17 protein-coding genes are annotated in these 15,026 nt (G+C 43.8%); 12 read left to right on the top strand and 5 right to left on the bottom strand.

Annotation, left to right across the window (positions count from 1 at the left end):
- Window positions 1-626 precede the first annotated feature (626 nt).
- From MVI27_RS11055 to MVI27_RS11085, 7 genes are all read left to right on the top strand, one after another.
- Window positions 627-1,424 carry a peptidase associated/transthyretin-like domain-containing protein gene (locus MVI27_RS11055; RefSeq protein WP_246961788.1) on the top strand — a complete coding sequence of 266 codons (798 nt, stop codon included), beginning with the start codon at window positions 627-629 and terminating at the stop codon, window positions 1,422-1,424.
- Window positions 1,424-2,176, top strand: coding sequence for a carboxypeptidase-like regulatory domain-containing protein (locus MVI27_RS11060; protein WP_246961790.1), 753 nt, complete (start codon window positions 1,424-1,426; stop codon window positions 2,174-2,176). The genes MVI27_RS11055 and MVI27_RS11060 overlap by 1 nt, the downstream gene beginning before the upstream one ends.
- A 128-nt stretch (window positions 2,177-2,304) precedes the next feature.
- The gene (locus MVI27_RS11065) at window positions 2,305-2,946 is read left to right on the top strand and encodes a hypothetical protein (RefSeq protein WP_246961792.1); all 642 of its coding nucleotides are present in this window, start codon (window positions 2,305-2,307) and stop codon (window positions 2,944-2,946) included.
- A 171-nt stretch (window positions 2,947-3,117) separates the two neighbouring features.
- Window positions 3,118-3,489 (top strand): DUF3387 domain-containing protein, encoded by a 372-nt coding sequence (locus tag MVI27_RS11070; protein WP_246961793.1) that lies wholly within the window; start codon window positions 3,118-3,120, stop codon window positions 3,487-3,489.
- 400 nt (window positions 3,490-3,889) lie between these two features.
- Window positions 3,890-5,338 (top strand): ATP-binding protein, encoded by a 1,449-nt coding sequence (locus MVI27_RS11075; RefSeq protein ID WP_246961795.1) that lies wholly within the window; start codon window positions 3,890-3,892, stop codon window positions 5,336-5,338.
- A gap of 185 nt (window positions 5,339-5,523) precedes the next feature.
- On the top strand, window positions 5,524-6,255 hold the full coding sequence (locus MVI27_RS11080; protein ID WP_246961797.1) for an SIMPL domain-containing protein: 732 nt from the start codon (window positions 5,524-5,526) through the stop codon (window positions 6,253-6,255).
- A 10-nt stretch (window positions 6,256-6,265) separates the two neighbouring features.
- Complete coding sequence (locus MVI27_RS11085) at window positions 6,266-7,036, top strand: cupin domain-containing protein (protein WP_246961799.1); 771 nt, start codon at window positions 6,266-6,268, stop codon at window positions 7,034-7,036.
- A gap of 252 nt (window positions 7,037-7,288) precedes the next feature.
- Here the strand turns inward: MVI27_RS11085 and MVI27_RS11090 are convergent, their stop codons facing one another.
- Together MVI27_RS11090 and MVI27_RS11095 are read right to left on the bottom strand one after the other, a co-directional pair.
- The gene (locus MVI27_RS11090) at window positions 7,289-7,807 is read right to left on the bottom strand and encodes a GNAT family N-acetyltransferase (RefSeq protein ID WP_246961801.1); all 519 of its coding nucleotides are present in this window, start codon (window positions 7,805-7,807) and stop codon (window positions 7,289-7,291) included.
- A 34-nt stretch (window positions 7,808-7,841) separates the two neighbouring features.
- On the bottom strand, window positions 7,842-8,063 hold the full coding sequence (locus tag MVI27_RS11095; protein WP_246961803.1) for a PspC family transcriptional regulator: 222 nt from the start codon (window positions 8,061-8,063) through the stop codon (window positions 7,842-7,844).
- Window positions 8,064-8,169: 106 nt separating this feature from the next.
- Here MVI27_RS11095 and MVI27_RS11100 point away from each other — a divergent pair, with 106 nt between their 5' ends.
- The 5 genes from MVI27_RS11100 to MVI27_RS11120 all read left to right on the top strand — a co-directional run bounded on the left by MVI27_RS11100 (window position 8,170) and on the right by MVI27_RS11120 (window position 12,314).
- Window positions 8,170-8,676 (top strand): hypothetical protein, encoded by a 507-nt coding sequence (locus tag MVI27_RS11100; protein WP_246961805.1) that lies wholly within the window; start codon window positions 8,170-8,172, stop codon window positions 8,674-8,676.
- 118 nt (window positions 8,677-8,794) lie between these two features.
- Window positions 8,795-9,304 carry a hypothetical protein gene (locus MVI27_RS11105; protein ID WP_246961807.1) on the top strand — a complete coding sequence of 170 codons (510 nt, stop codon included), beginning with the start codon at window positions 8,795-8,797 and terminating at the stop codon, window positions 9,302-9,304.
- A gap of 197 nt (window positions 9,305-9,501) precedes the next feature.
- Window positions 9,502-10,233, top strand: coding sequence for an AAA family ATPase (locus MVI27_RS11110; RefSeq protein ID WP_246961809.1), 732 nt, complete (start codon window positions 9,502-9,504; stop codon window positions 10,231-10,233).
- Entirely contained in the window at window positions 10,211-10,942 is a 732-nt protein-coding gene (locus tag MVI27_RS11115; RefSeq protein WP_246961811.1) for a YggS family pyridoxal phosphate-dependent enzyme, read from the top strand. Before MVI27_RS11110 ends, MVI27_RS11115 begins: the two co-directional genes overlap by 23 nt.
- A 112-nt stretch (window positions 10,943-11,054) precedes the next feature.
- Window positions 11,055-12,314, top strand: coding sequence for an exodeoxyribonuclease VII large subunit (locus MVI27_RS11120; protein WP_246961812.1), 1,260 nt, complete (start codon window positions 11,055-11,057; stop codon window positions 12,312-12,314).
- 63 nt (window positions 12,315-12,377) lie between these two features.
- Here MVI27_RS11120 and pyk read toward each other — a convergent pair whose 3' ends face one another.
- Genes pyk through rnc form a run of 3 tightly spaced genes read right to left on the bottom strand, consistent with a single transcriptional unit; the run spans window position 12,378 to window position 15,025 of the window.
- Window positions 12,378-13,823 (bottom strand): pyruvate kinase, encoded by a 1,446-nt coding sequence (gene pyk, locus MVI27_RS11125; RefSeq protein WP_246961814.1) that lies wholly within the window; start codon window positions 13,821-13,823, stop codon window positions 12,378-12,380.
- Window positions 13,816-14,289, bottom strand: coding sequence for an IPExxxVDY family protein (locus MVI27_RS11130; RefSeq protein ID WP_246961816.1), 474 nt, complete (start codon window positions 14,287-14,289; stop codon window positions 13,816-13,818). The genes pyk and MVI27_RS11130 overlap by 8 nt, the downstream gene beginning before the upstream one ends.
- Complete coding sequence (gene rnc / locus MVI27_RS11135; RefSeq protein ID WP_246961818.1) at window positions 14,261-15,025, bottom strand: ribonuclease III; 765 nt, start codon at window positions 15,023-15,025, stop codon at window positions 14,261-14,263. The genes MVI27_RS11130 and rnc overlap by 29 nt, the downstream gene beginning before the upstream one ends.
- Between the last annotated feature and the right edge of the window lies 1 nt (window position 15,026).

Here is a 15,026-nt window from a genome sequence, read left to right on the forward strand (position 1 = left end):
CAAATATACAAAAATGATGCTAATAATGAAAATTTCCACGCCGCCTCACCAAAAAAATATCGCCAATTTCTGCCAGTATTTTTCTTTCTTCTTTTCCCTTTCCTCTCAATGTCTATCATCTCCCCTCTAATTTCTAAATTCTAACACTCTAATTTCTGCTGTACAGATGCTCCACTTAAAATCTAAGCTTCTGTTATTTAAATTCTAACGCTAGCTGACAAGTCGGAGCCATCTAAAATTTATAATTTAAAATTTAAAATTGCGGCAAACTTTCCTCTTTTCTCTCAAAATCTTTTATTTCCCCTCTAACTTCTAACCCTCTGACTTCTATAACAAGGGCGTGCCGCTCAGTCGCCCCTTCCGCCCGCACTGCCGCGCGGCCTCCAGGCGCTCCTTCCCGTCGGGCTTTTCGTTGCAAGTCCTCGCTCGTGCCTCGCTGCGGGCTTTCCACTGCAATCCCTCACGCGGAAAACCGGCTCTCTTTGGGCGATTTTAACAATAATTCAACAGCCGTTTTCCAAATAAATCATAAAAGCGGTTAAGGATGGTTAAACTTCTGCTGGGAATAACCCGCAGCGCATCAACGATTATCGTTATCGGTTAATTTTACCTGAAAACAAAAGCGTATGATCATACATCGACTCCTGCTCCTTTTCCTCCTTTATTTATCCGGGCTGCTGTCTTCCCAGCAGTACGCCATCGGGAAGGTAAGCTCCGAAAGCGACCGCGAGATCGCCGGTGCCATCGTTTTCAATATGCGCACCGATCAATCGACACCCACCGATCAGTACGGCAATTTCGCCGTCGCCGCACGGCCGGGCGATCAACTGCGCATCGTTAAAAAAGGCTTCGAGCGTTTTACTCTCACTTTGAATAACCAGCATTTCACGAAGTCGGTAAATATAACGCTGATTCAGGCTGCGCATGACATCGAGGAAGTAAAACTCACCTTCCGGCCCACGGGCGACCTGAAGAAAGACAGCAAAGCACTCGATCAGTCTCCCCGGAAAGTAGCGCTCAACAATTACATTAGTGGGTATATGCGGCAACCGGTGACGGAAGTGCTGCCCACCCTGAAAACACCGTCTCTTTTTGAACAACCCAAATACTCGGGCGGCGTTGATGTTTTTGCGGCGATCGGCCTGGTGGCGAAATTAATTAAGAAAAACAGCGAACCTGCGATCACCAAAGCTAACTACGCGGAAACCCAGCAGTTCTTCCGTAGTATTAAAAATGAAGTGGACCTCAGCTTTTACTATAAAGCCGGCTGGACCGAGGAAGATATCGATCGTTTCCTGATTTACGCCGATCAGTACGCAAAATTGGCCATGCGCTACCGCAAAAATTTCAATGCTGCCGTGATTGACCGTGAACTGCGTATTGCCTATAAAGAATACGTGAAAACACATCGAATCGGTTCCTGATGCTTAAATTTTTTGCCATTACTTTCCTGGTGTTTCCCCTGTTGGTCGCAGCACAAGTCGTGGAAGGAACAGTGCGTAGTGAAGAAGGGGATCCGCTTTCCGGTGCTACCGTCATCAATATGCAAACCGGCCAGCAGGTGCTCTCCAAAATCGATGGAGCTTTTTCCGTTCAGGCCGCAGCCGGCAGCGAGCTCCGTATCTTCAAACGGGGGTATGAACGCAGTACAGCGGTGGTGACAAATCCGGTTAGGCCTTTAAACATAGTTCTGGCCAGAGTTGCAGAGGAGATTGAAGAAGTGAAAGTAGCGTACAAACTGGTCGGTGACCTGAAAGAAGATGTGAAACATGTGGGTGATTCAAAAGCCACTGCCAAACTCAAGGCAGAAACCATCAAATACATCCGGTCGAAGTCTGACCCGGCTGTATTGAAACCGAGGGTAGGCGAATTTGTGCAGCCGGTAGGGCCGGGTTTCAATGTTGGAAAAGTGCGCAATCAGTGGGATAAAGTGGATTATATGCAGTTCCTTCTGAAAGAAATCGGAACAGAATTTTTCACCGAAGAACTCAAGCTCACCACCACCCAGATTCAGCCGTTCATCTTTTATATTTTTCAAAGTTTCGATTACGCAACGGTACTGGCAACGGCTCGGCCGACTACCGCCGATGTTTCGCGTTTTATTTCCGAAGCGTATCGCAAAATAGAGCCGTACCGCCGCGGCGAACCTAATCAGCCGGTGAAGAGAAAATTATAAAAAGAAATGCCCTACTTTTTGGCGCTATAAAATCAATTAATTACTTTTGAGTTTAAGCTGAAATTGTTTAGAAATAATAATTCATGCTTAATAGAAGTCATCTTCAAAAACGTTCTTACTTCTTTAAAATGAAAAAATACCTGTTTTTTGTCATGGTTATGATTTGTTCTTTGGTTCAGTCTCAGAATATTAGAATATCGAGCTTGGAACTGACTGTGCCGCATAACTTTACGATCGCTGATCAAAAACTGTTGGAGCAAGCTAAATCAAAAATATCGGTAGATAAAAATTATTCTGCAGTAGTTGAAAACTTCGATATTTCAGAATTTTCATCGCCTAAAACATATTTTTATAAAAATATGAAATGTAATTGTATGAATACCTTTCAGATTATGCTTGCAGATTATAACATGGATAACATCAATTCAGACTTCTTGCCTAACTCTGAAGTTGCAGATAACTTAATTTATTTTTATGAAGAAACGGTAAAAAGAAATGTGACAGAATTAAATAAACTAGATGCAAAAGCATCAATAAATATTTCGCCGATAATTGTCGCGAATTCAAATATGGTCAATATCATCTACTACCAAATGGAATATCAGTTAGTGAAACCAACTACAGCAAAACTTACGAAGTACATCGCTGATTACTACGTTATTCCGCATCAAGACTATTACTATGTAACAATTTTCAATTCTGAAAAAGAAAATTATAGTGAGATGAAGGTAGGTCTAAAGGAATACTTTAATTCCATTAAGCTTCAATAATATTATTTTTAACAACTCATTATGTTGTGGTGCGAAAATATATTGCATCTCATGAGGGTGAATTAAGTTTTTATTAGATTAATATTTAAACAAGGCCATTTGCAGAAAAACGTAACTAACTCTAAAAGTGCAATATTAAATATGTCTTCTAACGTAAAAAAAAAATAACTAGTGGTTGATTTTCCCTATTCATGCGAACTTTTAGTTCGCAAAATATTTCAATGCGAGCAGTATGAGGATCCCCTTGGGAGATTGGCGAATGCTGACAGTTGGATTTTTGTAGATGATGAATATGATATCGAATTTAAATGTCAGGCTTGGGCTGTAATTTCAAGACTTCAGAATGAATATCTTGACAGCATCGAAGGGCGTGAGGAGATCTACCAACTTTCGAAAAATCTTGCAGGAGAAATCTTGAATTCTCAGCTTAACAGTGAATTGAAGAGTTTAATGGCAAAAATACAGAATATCGTGGAGCATTTGGACCTAAGTGAATTTCCAAGAATTAATTATGACAATACAAATGATCCCAATAGATCATGATTGGTTGATGAAGATGTTTCTACAATGAAAGTGTTATTGTAAGTGATAGAGATTTTTATCTATCTATTGATTTGTGATATATACCATGACCTGAAATTTTAAATAAAATTATAATCTAGAGGAAATGTTAGAAGAACTGATGGGGAACTAGTTGTAGTATATAAATTTACTTAATTCGCACTGTGAATTACAACTCGTATCCGCAGCCCTGTTAAAAATGTATGCTGCAGGAGTTTGTAAAGACAATGTCTTGCATTAAGGGACCAACCTCTTTCTGATAGCTCGGCTGCAAGAAAGAGTTAATATTACGGCGCCTTTCCATTTTATTTCATCAAAAATGTCAGAATAGATGGATTCAAATCTGCTTATATAGTGTATATTTGTATAAATAGATGAATTTATGGGCCGATTTACTCTTATTCCAACAGATAAAATCATTGAAAGATTGCGTTATGAAAATCCTTGGTGGATAAATAATCAGATTCCACAAGTATATGGTTCAATGTCCAGGAGACTATATTTTGATTTGTTTTATCCGCATGTCAAAGAAAAGAGGATTCGCCGCGCTTTAGTTTTAATGGGGCCGCGCCGCGTTGGTAAAACGGTAATGCTTTTTCACTGTATTGAACAATTACTAAGTGAGAATGTACATCCTCAAAATATTTTCTTTATCGGTATTGATAATCCGATCTATATGCATTTAAGTCTTGAAGATATGCTAGATCTGTGTAAGCAAGCTCTCAGCCTGAAAAACTTAAATGGCTGCTATGTCTTTTTTGATGAAGTTCAATATCTGAAGGACTGGGAACGGCATCTCAAGGTTCTTGTGGATTCATTTCCGGATACAAAATTTATAGTGTCCGGTTCAGCTGCTGCCGCGCTGAAGTGGCACAGTACGGAAAGCGGTGCTGGCCGATTTACAGATTTTATGCTTCCTCCGCTTACATTTCAGGAATATATATACTTGAAAAAAATGAACAATCTGATATTTGATAGCAGCATTCATTACGGTACTCAGCAACTTAAATACTGCCTGACACATGATGTAAAAGCCTTAAATAGGGAGTTTATTCAATACCTGAATTTTGGAGGTTATCCGGAAGTTGTATTATCCGAAAAAATACAAAGCGATATGGGCAGATACGTAAAGAATGACATTGTGGATAAAGTGTTGTTACGGGATTTGCCCAGCCTTTACGGAATAAAAGATGTGCAGGAACTGAATCGTTTCTTCACTTATATCGCTTATAATACAGGAAACGAATTCTCCTATGAAACCATGAGCCGGGAAAGCAGTATTCAGAAAGATACCCTAAAAAAATACCTGGAATATTTAGAGGCTGCTTTTCTTATTAAAGTGTTAAACAAAGTAGATGTCAATGCTAAAAGATTAAAAAGAGTCACTAGCTTTAAAGTGTATCTTACGAATCCATCCCTGCGCACTGCTTTGTTTTCTCCCATTTCTGAAACGGACAGCGAAATGGGAAATTTGGTCGAAACTGCTGTGCTTTCGCAATGGATGCATCGCGAAAAACTAGATTTAAAATATGCCCGGTGGAAAGACGGGCGGACAGAAGGGGAAGTAGACTTGGTTCTTTTGGACGACAAAAAGTATAAACCGGCTTGGGGTGTTGAAATAAAATGGAGTAACCGTTATTTCGAAAAACCACAAGAGTTAAAAAGCATTCTTCAATTCTGCCAAGCGAATTCTTTTGACAAAGCATTGGTAACTACAATTGATCAATTGGGAATAAAAACAATTGAAAATGTTGCTTTGACTTTTTTACCTGCATCGGTATATTGTTATAATATTGGTGATATCACTCTAAAAACAAAAAGCAATATTTAAAACCGGATAGCCAGCGCCGCAATAGTTTCATAAAAAAAGAAAATTCAACCGCAAACAGTCACCTGAGTTTTCATAAATTTTCACTCAAATAAAATAAGATCGTTTCGCGAAAAAAAATTCCATCAGGTAAACTGGCTTTCTTAAGCATGATTTTTGCATCTCCATAAGCCAAATTTTCAACTCTGATGAATAAAACAATTATCGCCATCGCCGTGGCTGCACTTGGATTTGTGATCGGGCTGGCCTTGCTTGGCAGCGCCATCAAAAACCGCAACAAAGCCGAAAATACCATTTCCGTTACAGGACTCGGAACGAATAAATTCACCTCCGATCTGATCACCTGGAGTGGTAACTTTTCGCGCAACAGTTTTGAACTCAAGTCTGCCTATGATGCACTCGCCAATGATAAAAAGGTAATCGAAAACTATCTGAGCTCTAAAGGCATTCCTAAAGATCAGATGGTCTTCTCTGCCGTGGACATCCAGAAGCAATACGACTACGGCAGCGACGCAAACGGCCGTAGCATTCAGACTTTTGCCGGTTATCAGCTTTCGCAATCGGTTTCCATTGAAAGTAAAGAGGTCGCCAAGGTGGAAAACCTTTCCCGCAATATTACAGAAATCATCAACCTGGGAATTGAGTTTACCTCGGCGCCGCCCAATTATTTTTACACCAAACTGGCCGACGTGAAACATCAGATGATTGCCGATGCCACCGCCGACGCCAAACAGCGCGCTGAAAAGATTGCGGAAAATGCCGGTTCCAAACTGGGAAATTTAAAGAAAGCCACCATGGGCGTGACCCAGATTACCGCGCCCAATTCCACAGAGGAATATTCCTACGGCGGCACCTTTAACACCTCTTCCAAAGACAAGGAAGCCAGCATTACCATCAAACTCGAGTATGAAGTAAATTAAAATGAAGAACATGAAAGACCTGCAAAATAATCCTGCCAGCCTGCCCGAAAGTTTCGGGACTTTATCCCAAACCCTGAATGGCCTGAAAGAAATGGGCTATCCGTTTGACTTTAATATTAAAGAAGAATGTGTGGTTTGCAACAGAACAAATATTACCCTGTCCCCCGAGGATTTCCGGATTGATAAAGTGTACCGTTTCGAAGGAGAATCCAATCCGGATGATGAATCAGTTGTGTATGCGATCTCCTCACCGGAATATGGTGTAAAGGGTACGCTGGTGAACGGTTATGGAATCTCGGCAGATGAATCGATTTCCAAAATGGTTGCACAACTGCAGACCCACGCAGCACATCATTCTTTTGAGAAAAAAACCGAGGAAGGTGTCAGAGCCAATGAAGCTACAACATTACGACCGGAAGGTGACCGCATACTGGACGCGCCCCTGGTAAAAATGAGTATCGCCGATTTCATTTCCAAAATCCATGATGAAGAAACCTGGCAGACCAGCGACCGGAATTCGATGACTATTTTCAAATCAGAGACCATGCGGATTGTTCTGATTGGGCTGCACAAGGAGGCGGAACTGAAACCACACAAAGCCAACGGTGTCATCAGCGTTCAGGTCGTCGAAGGCAAAATTGATTTTATGACTTCAGAAGATCACGTGGTCCTCGAAAAAGGAGAAATGCTGGCGCTACATGAAAACATCATGCACAGCGTAAAAGCCGTTTCCGACAGTTTCTTCCTGCTGACCCTGGCCATGAATAAAGCAGATAAATAGTCTGGGCTGCCGTAATACATTTCTATAAAAAAGAAAAATCGAGCGTAACCTGCTGCCTCGATTTTTTTATCTTTTTTCGCCTTCTGTCATTAATCTTTAGTCATCCGTTATAGGCGATCGTTATTGGTCTTCCATCTTTTCTTTTCAGCTTTCCATTTTCCAACTCCCAACTCCTCAAACCTCAATCTCTGACTTCCGACTTCCGACCTCCGACTTCTAACTTCTAACCATCTAATTTCTAATTTCTAACTTCTAACATCTACAATACACCACATCATAAATCTCCTCTTTCAGGCTTTCAATATCTTCCGGTTGCCAGTTGGCAAGCAGCCATAAGTCCAGCGGTTCTTTATTAGCATCATAGGGTGGCTGCACGTATAGCTTGTCGATCACGTGGAAGCCGTTGCGTTCATAGAACTGTAGTCGCCGCGCCGCGTCATCGCCACAATCTTCAGGTTCAATTTCCAGTACAATTTTGGAATAATCACGGAAGAGATCCGCCATAATCTGGGAGCCGTATTGACGGTTGCGGTATTCGGGAAATATTTCAAAATGTTCAATGAAAACAAAGTCCGTCAGCGTCCAGCAAATCATGTAACCCACATTCTGCAGCTCGTCCAGCAGCGAGCATACCTTCACCTTTGGATGCTGAAAGAGTGCACGGTACTGCTTTTCACAGCGCCTTTCATTTTCGGGAAAAGTGGAGCAGTACGATTCGTAGATATTCACGGCGCGAAAATCATCGCAGGCCGTCACATGTATATATTCCATAATTTAAATTAAAAAAGCACGCAGCTGTCTTCATTTATAAATCAAAAACACCGGGCCGGCGCGTGATAAACATATCCTTAATCCACAGCGTAAACGCCAGGCCAAGGTAAATCAAAAAGAAAATGCCCGCCGTTGCAAAAGTGGAGTAGATAAAGAACACCCGGAGTTTGGAAACCGGAATGCCGAATTTGGCGCCCATTCGGGTGAGCACGCCAAACCACTGCTGTTCCATGGAGTGCCGGAAATTTCGCAACATAACTTTACTTTTTACTCAGTGTTTCAAAGATACATAATTCCCGCGTAGGCCCGAATGACCGCTGGAATAATTTGTGCATGTGAAAAACGTACCAACACAATATTTTATGAATAAATTATGGCTTTTGCTCCCGATTTTCCTGATGAACTGTTCTAAAAATACCTCCTCGGAACGCACAGATATCGGGTCGGATACCGTGCAAACAGTTCCAGGCGATACAGTTGATCAACAAGACGTAACACACAAGGCGCTTCCCTCGCAAGATACTGCCGCCAGCCACCGCACTGAAGACAGCACTTCCATCAGCAGAACCTTTTCTGCAGACCGCTTGCCGCTAACCATTGATGAAACCTTCAGTTACCACGGTCAGGAGCTGCTGCTAAAAATACAAGATTTTAAAAGAGGAAAAATCACCGGCACGATCGAACCCGCCGACAAAGAAATGAATATCCGCTTCAACCAGCTTCGGTATCCCGATGAAACATGGGACGGTCCCTTTGGCCGCGACATCAATTTGCCCGTTACCGGCAAAGGCGAACTTTGGCTGCGCATCGGCCGTAGCAATATGGCTTCCGGGAAAGATACGGGGAGCTTTCACGTACACCTGAAATAAAAGATACTTCAATTTCCAAATTCTCAAATTAACCCATTTCCAAATTAACTCATTCTCAAATTTCCAGATCTCTATTGGTATACTTTCTGAAAGCATATCTTTTTTAAATCCAAAAATTATGAAAAATACCGTTTTATCTGCCATGCTCGCCGTGGGCGTACTCACAGGATGTTCCACGGTTTCCTCGATTCTGCAGAATACGTTTCCGTACAATGCCACCGTGCTGGTAACGTCGGGCTCGCCGGCCAACACTACCTTATCCGCCGTTTCGCCGGCTCAAAGTGTAAATCAGCTGACCGGCTCCGGCGCCAATGTGAAGGATATCCGCGTTTCCAATGCCACCCTTACCGTCAATTCCGATACCAGCGTCAGCCTCTTTCAGTCGGTGAAGGTGTACCTTTCCAATGGCAGCGGCAATGAAATTCTGGTCGCCTCCCGCGACAATATTCCTGATAATGTAGGCAGCTCGCTGTCTCTGGACGTGAACACTTCCGGTACGCTGGATAAAGTGATGAAATCAGGCTCCGTGCAGCAGCGCATGGTGTACGTGCTCAAAAAATCACCGACTTCTGATGTCACTGTGAAAACCTCGATTGGCTTCAACAGTGTTCCGGTAAATACAAATTAATATTTTTAGGAGCAGGACGATTTGTTCTTTTTTTTGGCGAACCGTCCGGCTTTCACTACTCGCTTGGCGCGCCGGCTGCAGCCGGCGCGCCAGAGCTCAGACAGGCCGTTCAATCCGGGCTATGAGGGACCTCTTGTTTCTCTGCCGGAAGAGCGGCTTTCCTGTAAACTTCAGTACCTTTGCACCAAACGCTCCGAATGAATGTTTTCGACCTTATCATCCGTGACGGTACCCGGGTTTCCATCGAGGAAGTTTTTCTCACCCCCGACAGCCGCGCAAAAGTTGTTCAGCTTATTCGAGAATACCTCTTCAGCGCCGAAATTGCAGCGCACGGATTGCCGCTTAATAATAAAGTACTGCTGCAGGGTGCTTCCGGCTGCGGCAAAACAACCACTGCCAAAGCCATTGCCCATGCGCTCGGCAAGCCATTGTACATTCTGAATCTGAGTAATGTCGTTTCCGCGCGCATTGGCGAAACTTCTCAGCACCTGAAACAACTTTTTGATAAAGCCAGCCGCGACAAAGCGGTTCTTTTTCTGGACGAATTTGACCAGATCGGAAAAGAACGCGGCAACGATACGACCGATGTGGGCGAAATGCGCCGGCTTGTGAACACCGTCATTCAGCTGATGGATTATCTGCCGCAAGAAGCTCTTCTAATCGCTGCCACCAATCACGCTGAAATTCTGGATCCTGCTTTGGTGCGCCGGTTTCAGCTGCGGGTTCAGTTCGAGCTCCCGGATGATGCCATCCTCGACGAATATTACAATTATATCACGTCGCCCTTTCATGAAGATCTGCGCAATATCAGCCGGCGTTACGGAATTTCCTTCGCCGAAGCGCGCGATGAAGCCTTTACCCAAATGAAAGCCAACCTTCTCACCCGACTTGAAAATGAACAGTCAAATGGAACAGAGCATACGGCATAATCTGGCGCTTATTCAGCAGCGAATCGACAGCGCCTGCACCTCGGCGGGCCGTTCCCCTGATGAAGTACAACTGCTGCTGGCTACCAAAACGATAGAGCCCTCGAGAATTGCGCTGGCAATTTCTGCAGGCTATCCTTTAATTGCGGAAAACAAAATACAGGAACTCAAAGACAAAGCACAAGATCTTGCTACGGTTCCGCACGTGAATCATTTTATCGGACATCTTCAATCCAATAAGATAAAAGAACTGCTGCGCTATAACGTCAGTTGCCTTCAGTCGTTGGATCGCCTCAGTCTTGCGCAAAAATTGCAACAGCGGCTCACTTTTGAAAACAAAACACTGGATGTGATGATTCAGGTGAATACCTCCGGCGAAAAAAGCAAGTTCGGTGTCGCTCCCACCGACGCACTGGATCTTATTCGCGAAGTTGCTCAATTGGACCGCTTGAAAATTACAGGTTTAATGACCATTGGTTTATTCAGTGCCGAAGCTGAAAAAGTCCGGCCGTGTTTTCGCCTTCTTCGCAACCTGCGCGACGAAGCGGCGGCGCTGGAATTATCCGACACAGACATCCGCGAACTTTCTATGGGAATGAGCGGCGATCTGGAAACCGCCATCGAAGAAGGAGCGACCATCATTCGGGTCGGCACCGCTATCTTCGGCGCACGGCCGTATCCTGATTCTTATTACTGGAACGAAAGAGCTTAACCACTTTTTTTATCACTCCGCAAACATTCTTTCGTAAATTTGCAATCCTGACGGAAGGGTAAGCACTTGTACGGCAGTGCCTTTCCGTTTAAAATGCCTGCCGAAGTTTTCTATGTCTGCTGAACTCACTCTTGAAATTTATTCGCCTGCTTCTGTCTTAGGAATTTTTAATAATGCCCTGCGGCTACCGCCTACGGTAAACCTGATTCTCATCAAGGGTCGTTATGTCTTTGGTGGCGGAAAAGCGTACGGCTCATACTATTATGACCTTCTCTATTCGGAAAGCGACAGTGGTTCCATTGGTATTAAAATCGCGGCGCTGCTACGCAGTAAAATTAAGAATAATGAAATCTATACGCTGAAAGGTTTCATTGATAAAAACGTGAAAAACTCCAGCATTCAACTCGTCTTTGTGGTGGATGAAATTATTAGCGAAGAAGAACGAAAAGTTTCGGAAGAGGACTTAAAACGCTTTGATCTGGTGCAGCGGAAACTTGCCCTCCCGTCGAAGAATCTCGAAACCCTGATCCGGCAGAAACTGTTAGCGGGAGCACCGGTGAAAATTGCCAACATTTACGGGCACAATGCCATCGTGCAAAGTGATTTTGCAGAAGGGCTGGATGTTTCGCGGGCATTTTTTACCATTGAGGAATTTACCTGCAATATTACATCTGCCACCTCTATTCTGGCTCAATTGAAAAAACTTTCTGCGCAGGATTTTGATGTGATTGCATTGGTGCGTGGAGGTGGTGACAAACAAAGTTTTGATGCTTTTAATGACCTTTTGCTCGCCGAAGAATTTATTGCGCTCCCACCATTAACGGTAACTGCGATCGGCCACACGGTGGACGAAACTTTGATCGATCAGCTGTCCGACCGCAAATTTAATCTGCCACACGATTATGGGAATGGCCTGCACCGGATCATCGAGAAATTGAATGAAGAAAAATCCAATTCCCGTGCAGTGCTTATTGATGAAGTTAAAAAGGATGTTACTAAGCAGTTTGCAGAACAGGTAAAAACCCTGACGGAGCAGTTAGCACAGCGGAATAAGGAGTTTACCGTGTTGCAGGAAACTGCCGTAAAACAGTTGACGGAACACCAGGAGCACTACCAGCAGCAGTTAAAACAGAAAGCGGAGGAAATGAGCGCCTATCAGAAAGAGATTGCACTGCTTTATGACCGGAACCTGAAAGCCGCCCTTCAATCTGAAACGGCCGCACTCCAAGCGAAAGTTATGATGGCGAATCAGGAACTACAACGTTTGCAGGCTGAAATCGATAAGAAAAAAGTTCCGGTCTATCTTTATTTTATACTGTTGGCCATCGGGTTGCTCCTGGGGTACGTACTTGCGATGCGGTTGCTTGCATAAAATATACAATTATAATAAAAAAGCAGCCCGGTTAGAGACTGCTTGTGTTTTAATTCGTGCTTCTTAAATGGTCGTAAGCCGCAGGGTATTTGTTTTTCCTTCTTCATAAGCCGGCGTGGCATTCAGGTTAATCACAAAATCATTGGCTTCTACAAAACCGTGGGTATGCGCTAAGGTGTTCACCTGAATAATCGTCTGATCAGTGGACTTGTGCATATCATAATAAAAGGCACGCACGCCCCAAAGAAGGTTCAGCATGGTAATTACACGCTTGTTGGAACTGAAGACCACTATATTGGAATTCGGGCGGTGTGCGGACACCTGGAAAGCGGTATAGCCGGAGTAGGTGAGGGTAATAATTGCCGCAACATTGGTGGTTTTCGCGATACGCACTGCGGCCAGACAAACCCGGTTTGTAATAAAACGCTCATCGATGCAATCAAATTCATGCTCGATAGGAGAGTTCTTGCTGCGGTAGAAGTGCGTTTGCTCAATGTTTTTTACAATCTTCGCCATGTTTTTCACTACGTCCACCGGATATTTCCCAACAGAAGTTTCCCCGGACAGCATGACTGCATCGGCACCATCCAGTACCGAGTTTGCCACGTCATTCACCTCTGCGCGGGTAGGCGTGAGGCTGTTGATCATGGTTTCCATCATCTGTGTCGCAATGATTACGGGTTTGGCGTGCTTACGTGCTGTTTCAACCAGGTTTTTCTGAATTGCCGGCACCTGTTCCATCGGAACTTCTACACCCAGGTCACCGCGGGCTACCATCAGCCCATCGCATTGCATTAGAATCTGCTCGATATTTTTAACACCTTCCGGCTTTTCGATTTTGGCGATGATAGGTGTTTTAATTTTGCCTTTCGGATGTTTGGCAATCAGTTCTTTCAGGTCAATAATATCCTGTGCATGCCGTACGAAGGAGAGCGCAATCCAGTCGATTTCCAGATCGAGCATAAAGTTGGCATCCTGGATATCTTTTTCCGTTAAAGCAGGAAGGGACACATTGGTATTTGGCAGGTTCACACCTTTCTTGGAACTCAGTGGTCCACCCTGGATTGTCCGCGCACGAACGGTGTCTTTCTCATTGGTTTCAATTACTTCGAGGACCAGCTTTCCGTCATCAATCAAGATTTGTTCGCCTACCTTCACGTCCTGCGGGAACTGCTGATAGGTCATATATACTTTGGTCGAGTCGCCTTCAATCTTTTCATTGGTGAAGGTTAAAATATCACCGGGATTTAAATAAGAACCTTCTTTAACCACGCCGACGCGAAGTTTAGGCCCCTGCAGGTCGCCCAAAATCCCAACGGAATATCCCAGTTCTTCATTGATTTCGCGGATCAGGTCCACATTGCGCTGAACAATTTCGTAATCTGCATGTGAAAAATTGATGCGGAAGACATCCACACCGGCCTGCACCAGTTCAATCATAATTTCTTTAGTAGAAATAGCAGGGCCGAGGGTCGCAATAATTTTAGTCTTTTTTACGTATTTATTCATAGTATTCAATTAAGTGATAAAGTTCATCCTCTGCAGAGAGAGGATATTCCTGGATTTGGAAGGCCAAATGATCGGGTAGCAAAATTACTGAAAAATCGTCAATTGGTTCCGATGTGGTAATAAGGAAGTCTACTTCTTCGAAGCGGGGCAGCAAGTGCTTTTTTTCTTCTTCGCCCGTAAATAACACAGGAGCATCCTGCAGTGTGATCTGCTGGCTGGCCCGGTTGGAAATCAACTGAACGCAGGTTTGGTTTTGTTGCAGAAAAGCCTGATAACGCGGATAATGAAAAGTGTAATACTGACCGGGTACGATCAGATCGGCGATCCGCCGGAACTGAAAAGGATTCAGTTGATTAATGTGAAAAAAAAGTTCATGATCCGGCAATTCTTTAACCAGCCGCACCAGGCCGATGATAATTTCATCATCGCCGTCAATGTCAAGTATGAACTTTTGATTTTTCAACAATATTTTCTTTTTTATTTAAATAATAGAAGGCGCGCTGGGCTGCTTTCTCTTCCGCTTTTTTCTTGGAGCTTTCGGTGGCATTGGCGATCTTGTCATCTTCCAGCCACACATAGGACCGAAAGACCTGTACTTTGCCGGGCTGCGTTTCCTCGCAGGTTTCGTAGCGCACGCTCACCTTTTTCTTCTGGCTCCATTCTAGGAGCAGACCTTTGTAGCTTCCGATTTTATTTTCCAGCTTGTTCATTTCAGCCGGGGTCAGCAAGCGTTCCAACACAATCCGTCGACACTGTTCGTACTGAAGATCCAGGTAAATGGCGCCGATAAGTGCTTCAAATAAATTCCCCGCAATATTAGCGCTCAAAGTTGCGGCCGCATCATGTTGCAGAAAACCGGTAAGGCCAAGCTCATTCCCCAGTTTATTTAAATTTTGCCGGCTAACGATTTTTGATTTCATCTGGGTAAGATATCCTTCATTCGCCTGCGGATACGTAGAGAACAAATAACAGGAAATGATGGTTCCCAACACTGAATCGCCCAGAAACTCCAGCCGCTCATAATTGCGCTGCTGTTTTCCCTTGCCCGCCGTCTTCAGCGAAAATGCTTCGCGGTACAAACTGATGTTTTCCACCGGGCAGCCGATGATGCTGCTGATTTCATTGCTCAGCAGATAGTCTTCTTCGGACAGGGTTCTTTTTCGTTTGGTAAGGAATTTAGAAAAATATTTCTGGAACTCCATG

Source organism: Chryseobacterium salipaludis (assembly GCF_022968825.1).
GTDB classification, from domain to species: Bacteria; Bacteroidota; Bacteroidia; order Flavobacteriales; family Weeksellaceae; genus Kaistella; species Kaistella salipaludis.

What these genes read in the sequence shown, in the direction of transcription:
- MVI27_RS11115 (WP_246961811.1), top strand. Translation starts at nt 10,211, where the DNA reads ATGGAACAGAGCATACGGCATAATCTGGCGCTTATTCAGCAGCGAATC.
- MVI27_RS11110 (WP_246961809.1), top strand. Translation starts at nt 9,502, where the DNA reads ATGAATGTTTTCGACCTTATCATCCGTGACGGTACCCGGGTTTCCATC.
- MVI27_RS11080 (WP_246961797.1), top strand. Translation starts at nt 5,524, where the DNA reads ATGAATAAAACAATTATCGCCATCGCCGTGGCTGCACTTGGATTTGTG.
- MVI27_RS11095 (WP_246961803.1), bottom strand. Translation starts at nt 8,063, where the DNA reads ATGTTGCGAAATTTCCGGCACTCCATGGAACAGCAGTGGTTTGGCGTG.
- MVI27_RS11120 (WP_246961812.1), top strand. Translation starts at nt 11,055, where the DNA reads ATGTCTGCTGAACTCACTCTTGAAATTTATTCGCCTGCTTCTGTCTTA.
- pyk (WP_246961814.1), bottom strand. Translation starts at nt 13,823, where the DNA reads ATGAATAAATACGTAAAAAAGACTAAAATTATTGCGACCCTCGGCCCT.
- MVI27_RS11105 (WP_246961807.1), top strand. Translation starts at nt 8,795, where the DNA reads ATGAAAAATACCGTTTTATCTGCCATGCTCGCCGTGGGCGTACTCACA.
- MVI27_RS11085 (WP_246961799.1), top strand. Translation starts at nt 6,266, where the DNA reads ATGAAAGACCTGCAAAATAATCCTGCCAGCCTGCCCGAAAGTTTCGGG.
- MVI27_RS11075 (WP_246961795.1), top strand. Translation starts at nt 3,890, where the DNA reads ATGGGCCGATTTACTCTTATTCCAACAGATAAAATCATTGAAAGATTG.
- MVI27_RS11090 (WP_246961801.1), bottom strand. Translation starts at nt 7,807, where the DNA reads ATGGAATATATACATGTGACGGCCTGCGATGATTTTCGCGCCGTGAAT.
- MVI27_RS11060 (WP_246961790.1), top strand. Translation starts at nt 1,424, where the DNA reads ATGCTTAAATTTTTTGCCATTACTTTCCTGGTGTTTCCCCTGTTGGTC.
- MVI27_RS11065 (WP_246961792.1), top strand. Translation starts at nt 2,305, where the DNA reads ATGAAAAAATACCTGTTTTTTGTCATGGTTATGATTTGTTCTTTGGTT.
- MVI27_RS11100 (WP_246961805.1), top strand. Translation starts at nt 8,170, where the DNA reads ATGAATAAATTATGGCTTTTGCTCCCGATTTTCCTGATGAACTGTTCT.
- rnc (WP_246961818.1), bottom strand. Translation starts at nt 15,025, where the DNA reads ATGGAGTTCCAGAAATATTTTTCTAAATTCCTTACCAAACGAAAAAGA.
- MVI27_RS11055 (WP_246961788.1), top strand. Translation starts at nt 627, where the DNA reads ATGATCATACATCGACTCCTGCTCCTTTTCCTCCTTTATTTATCCGGG.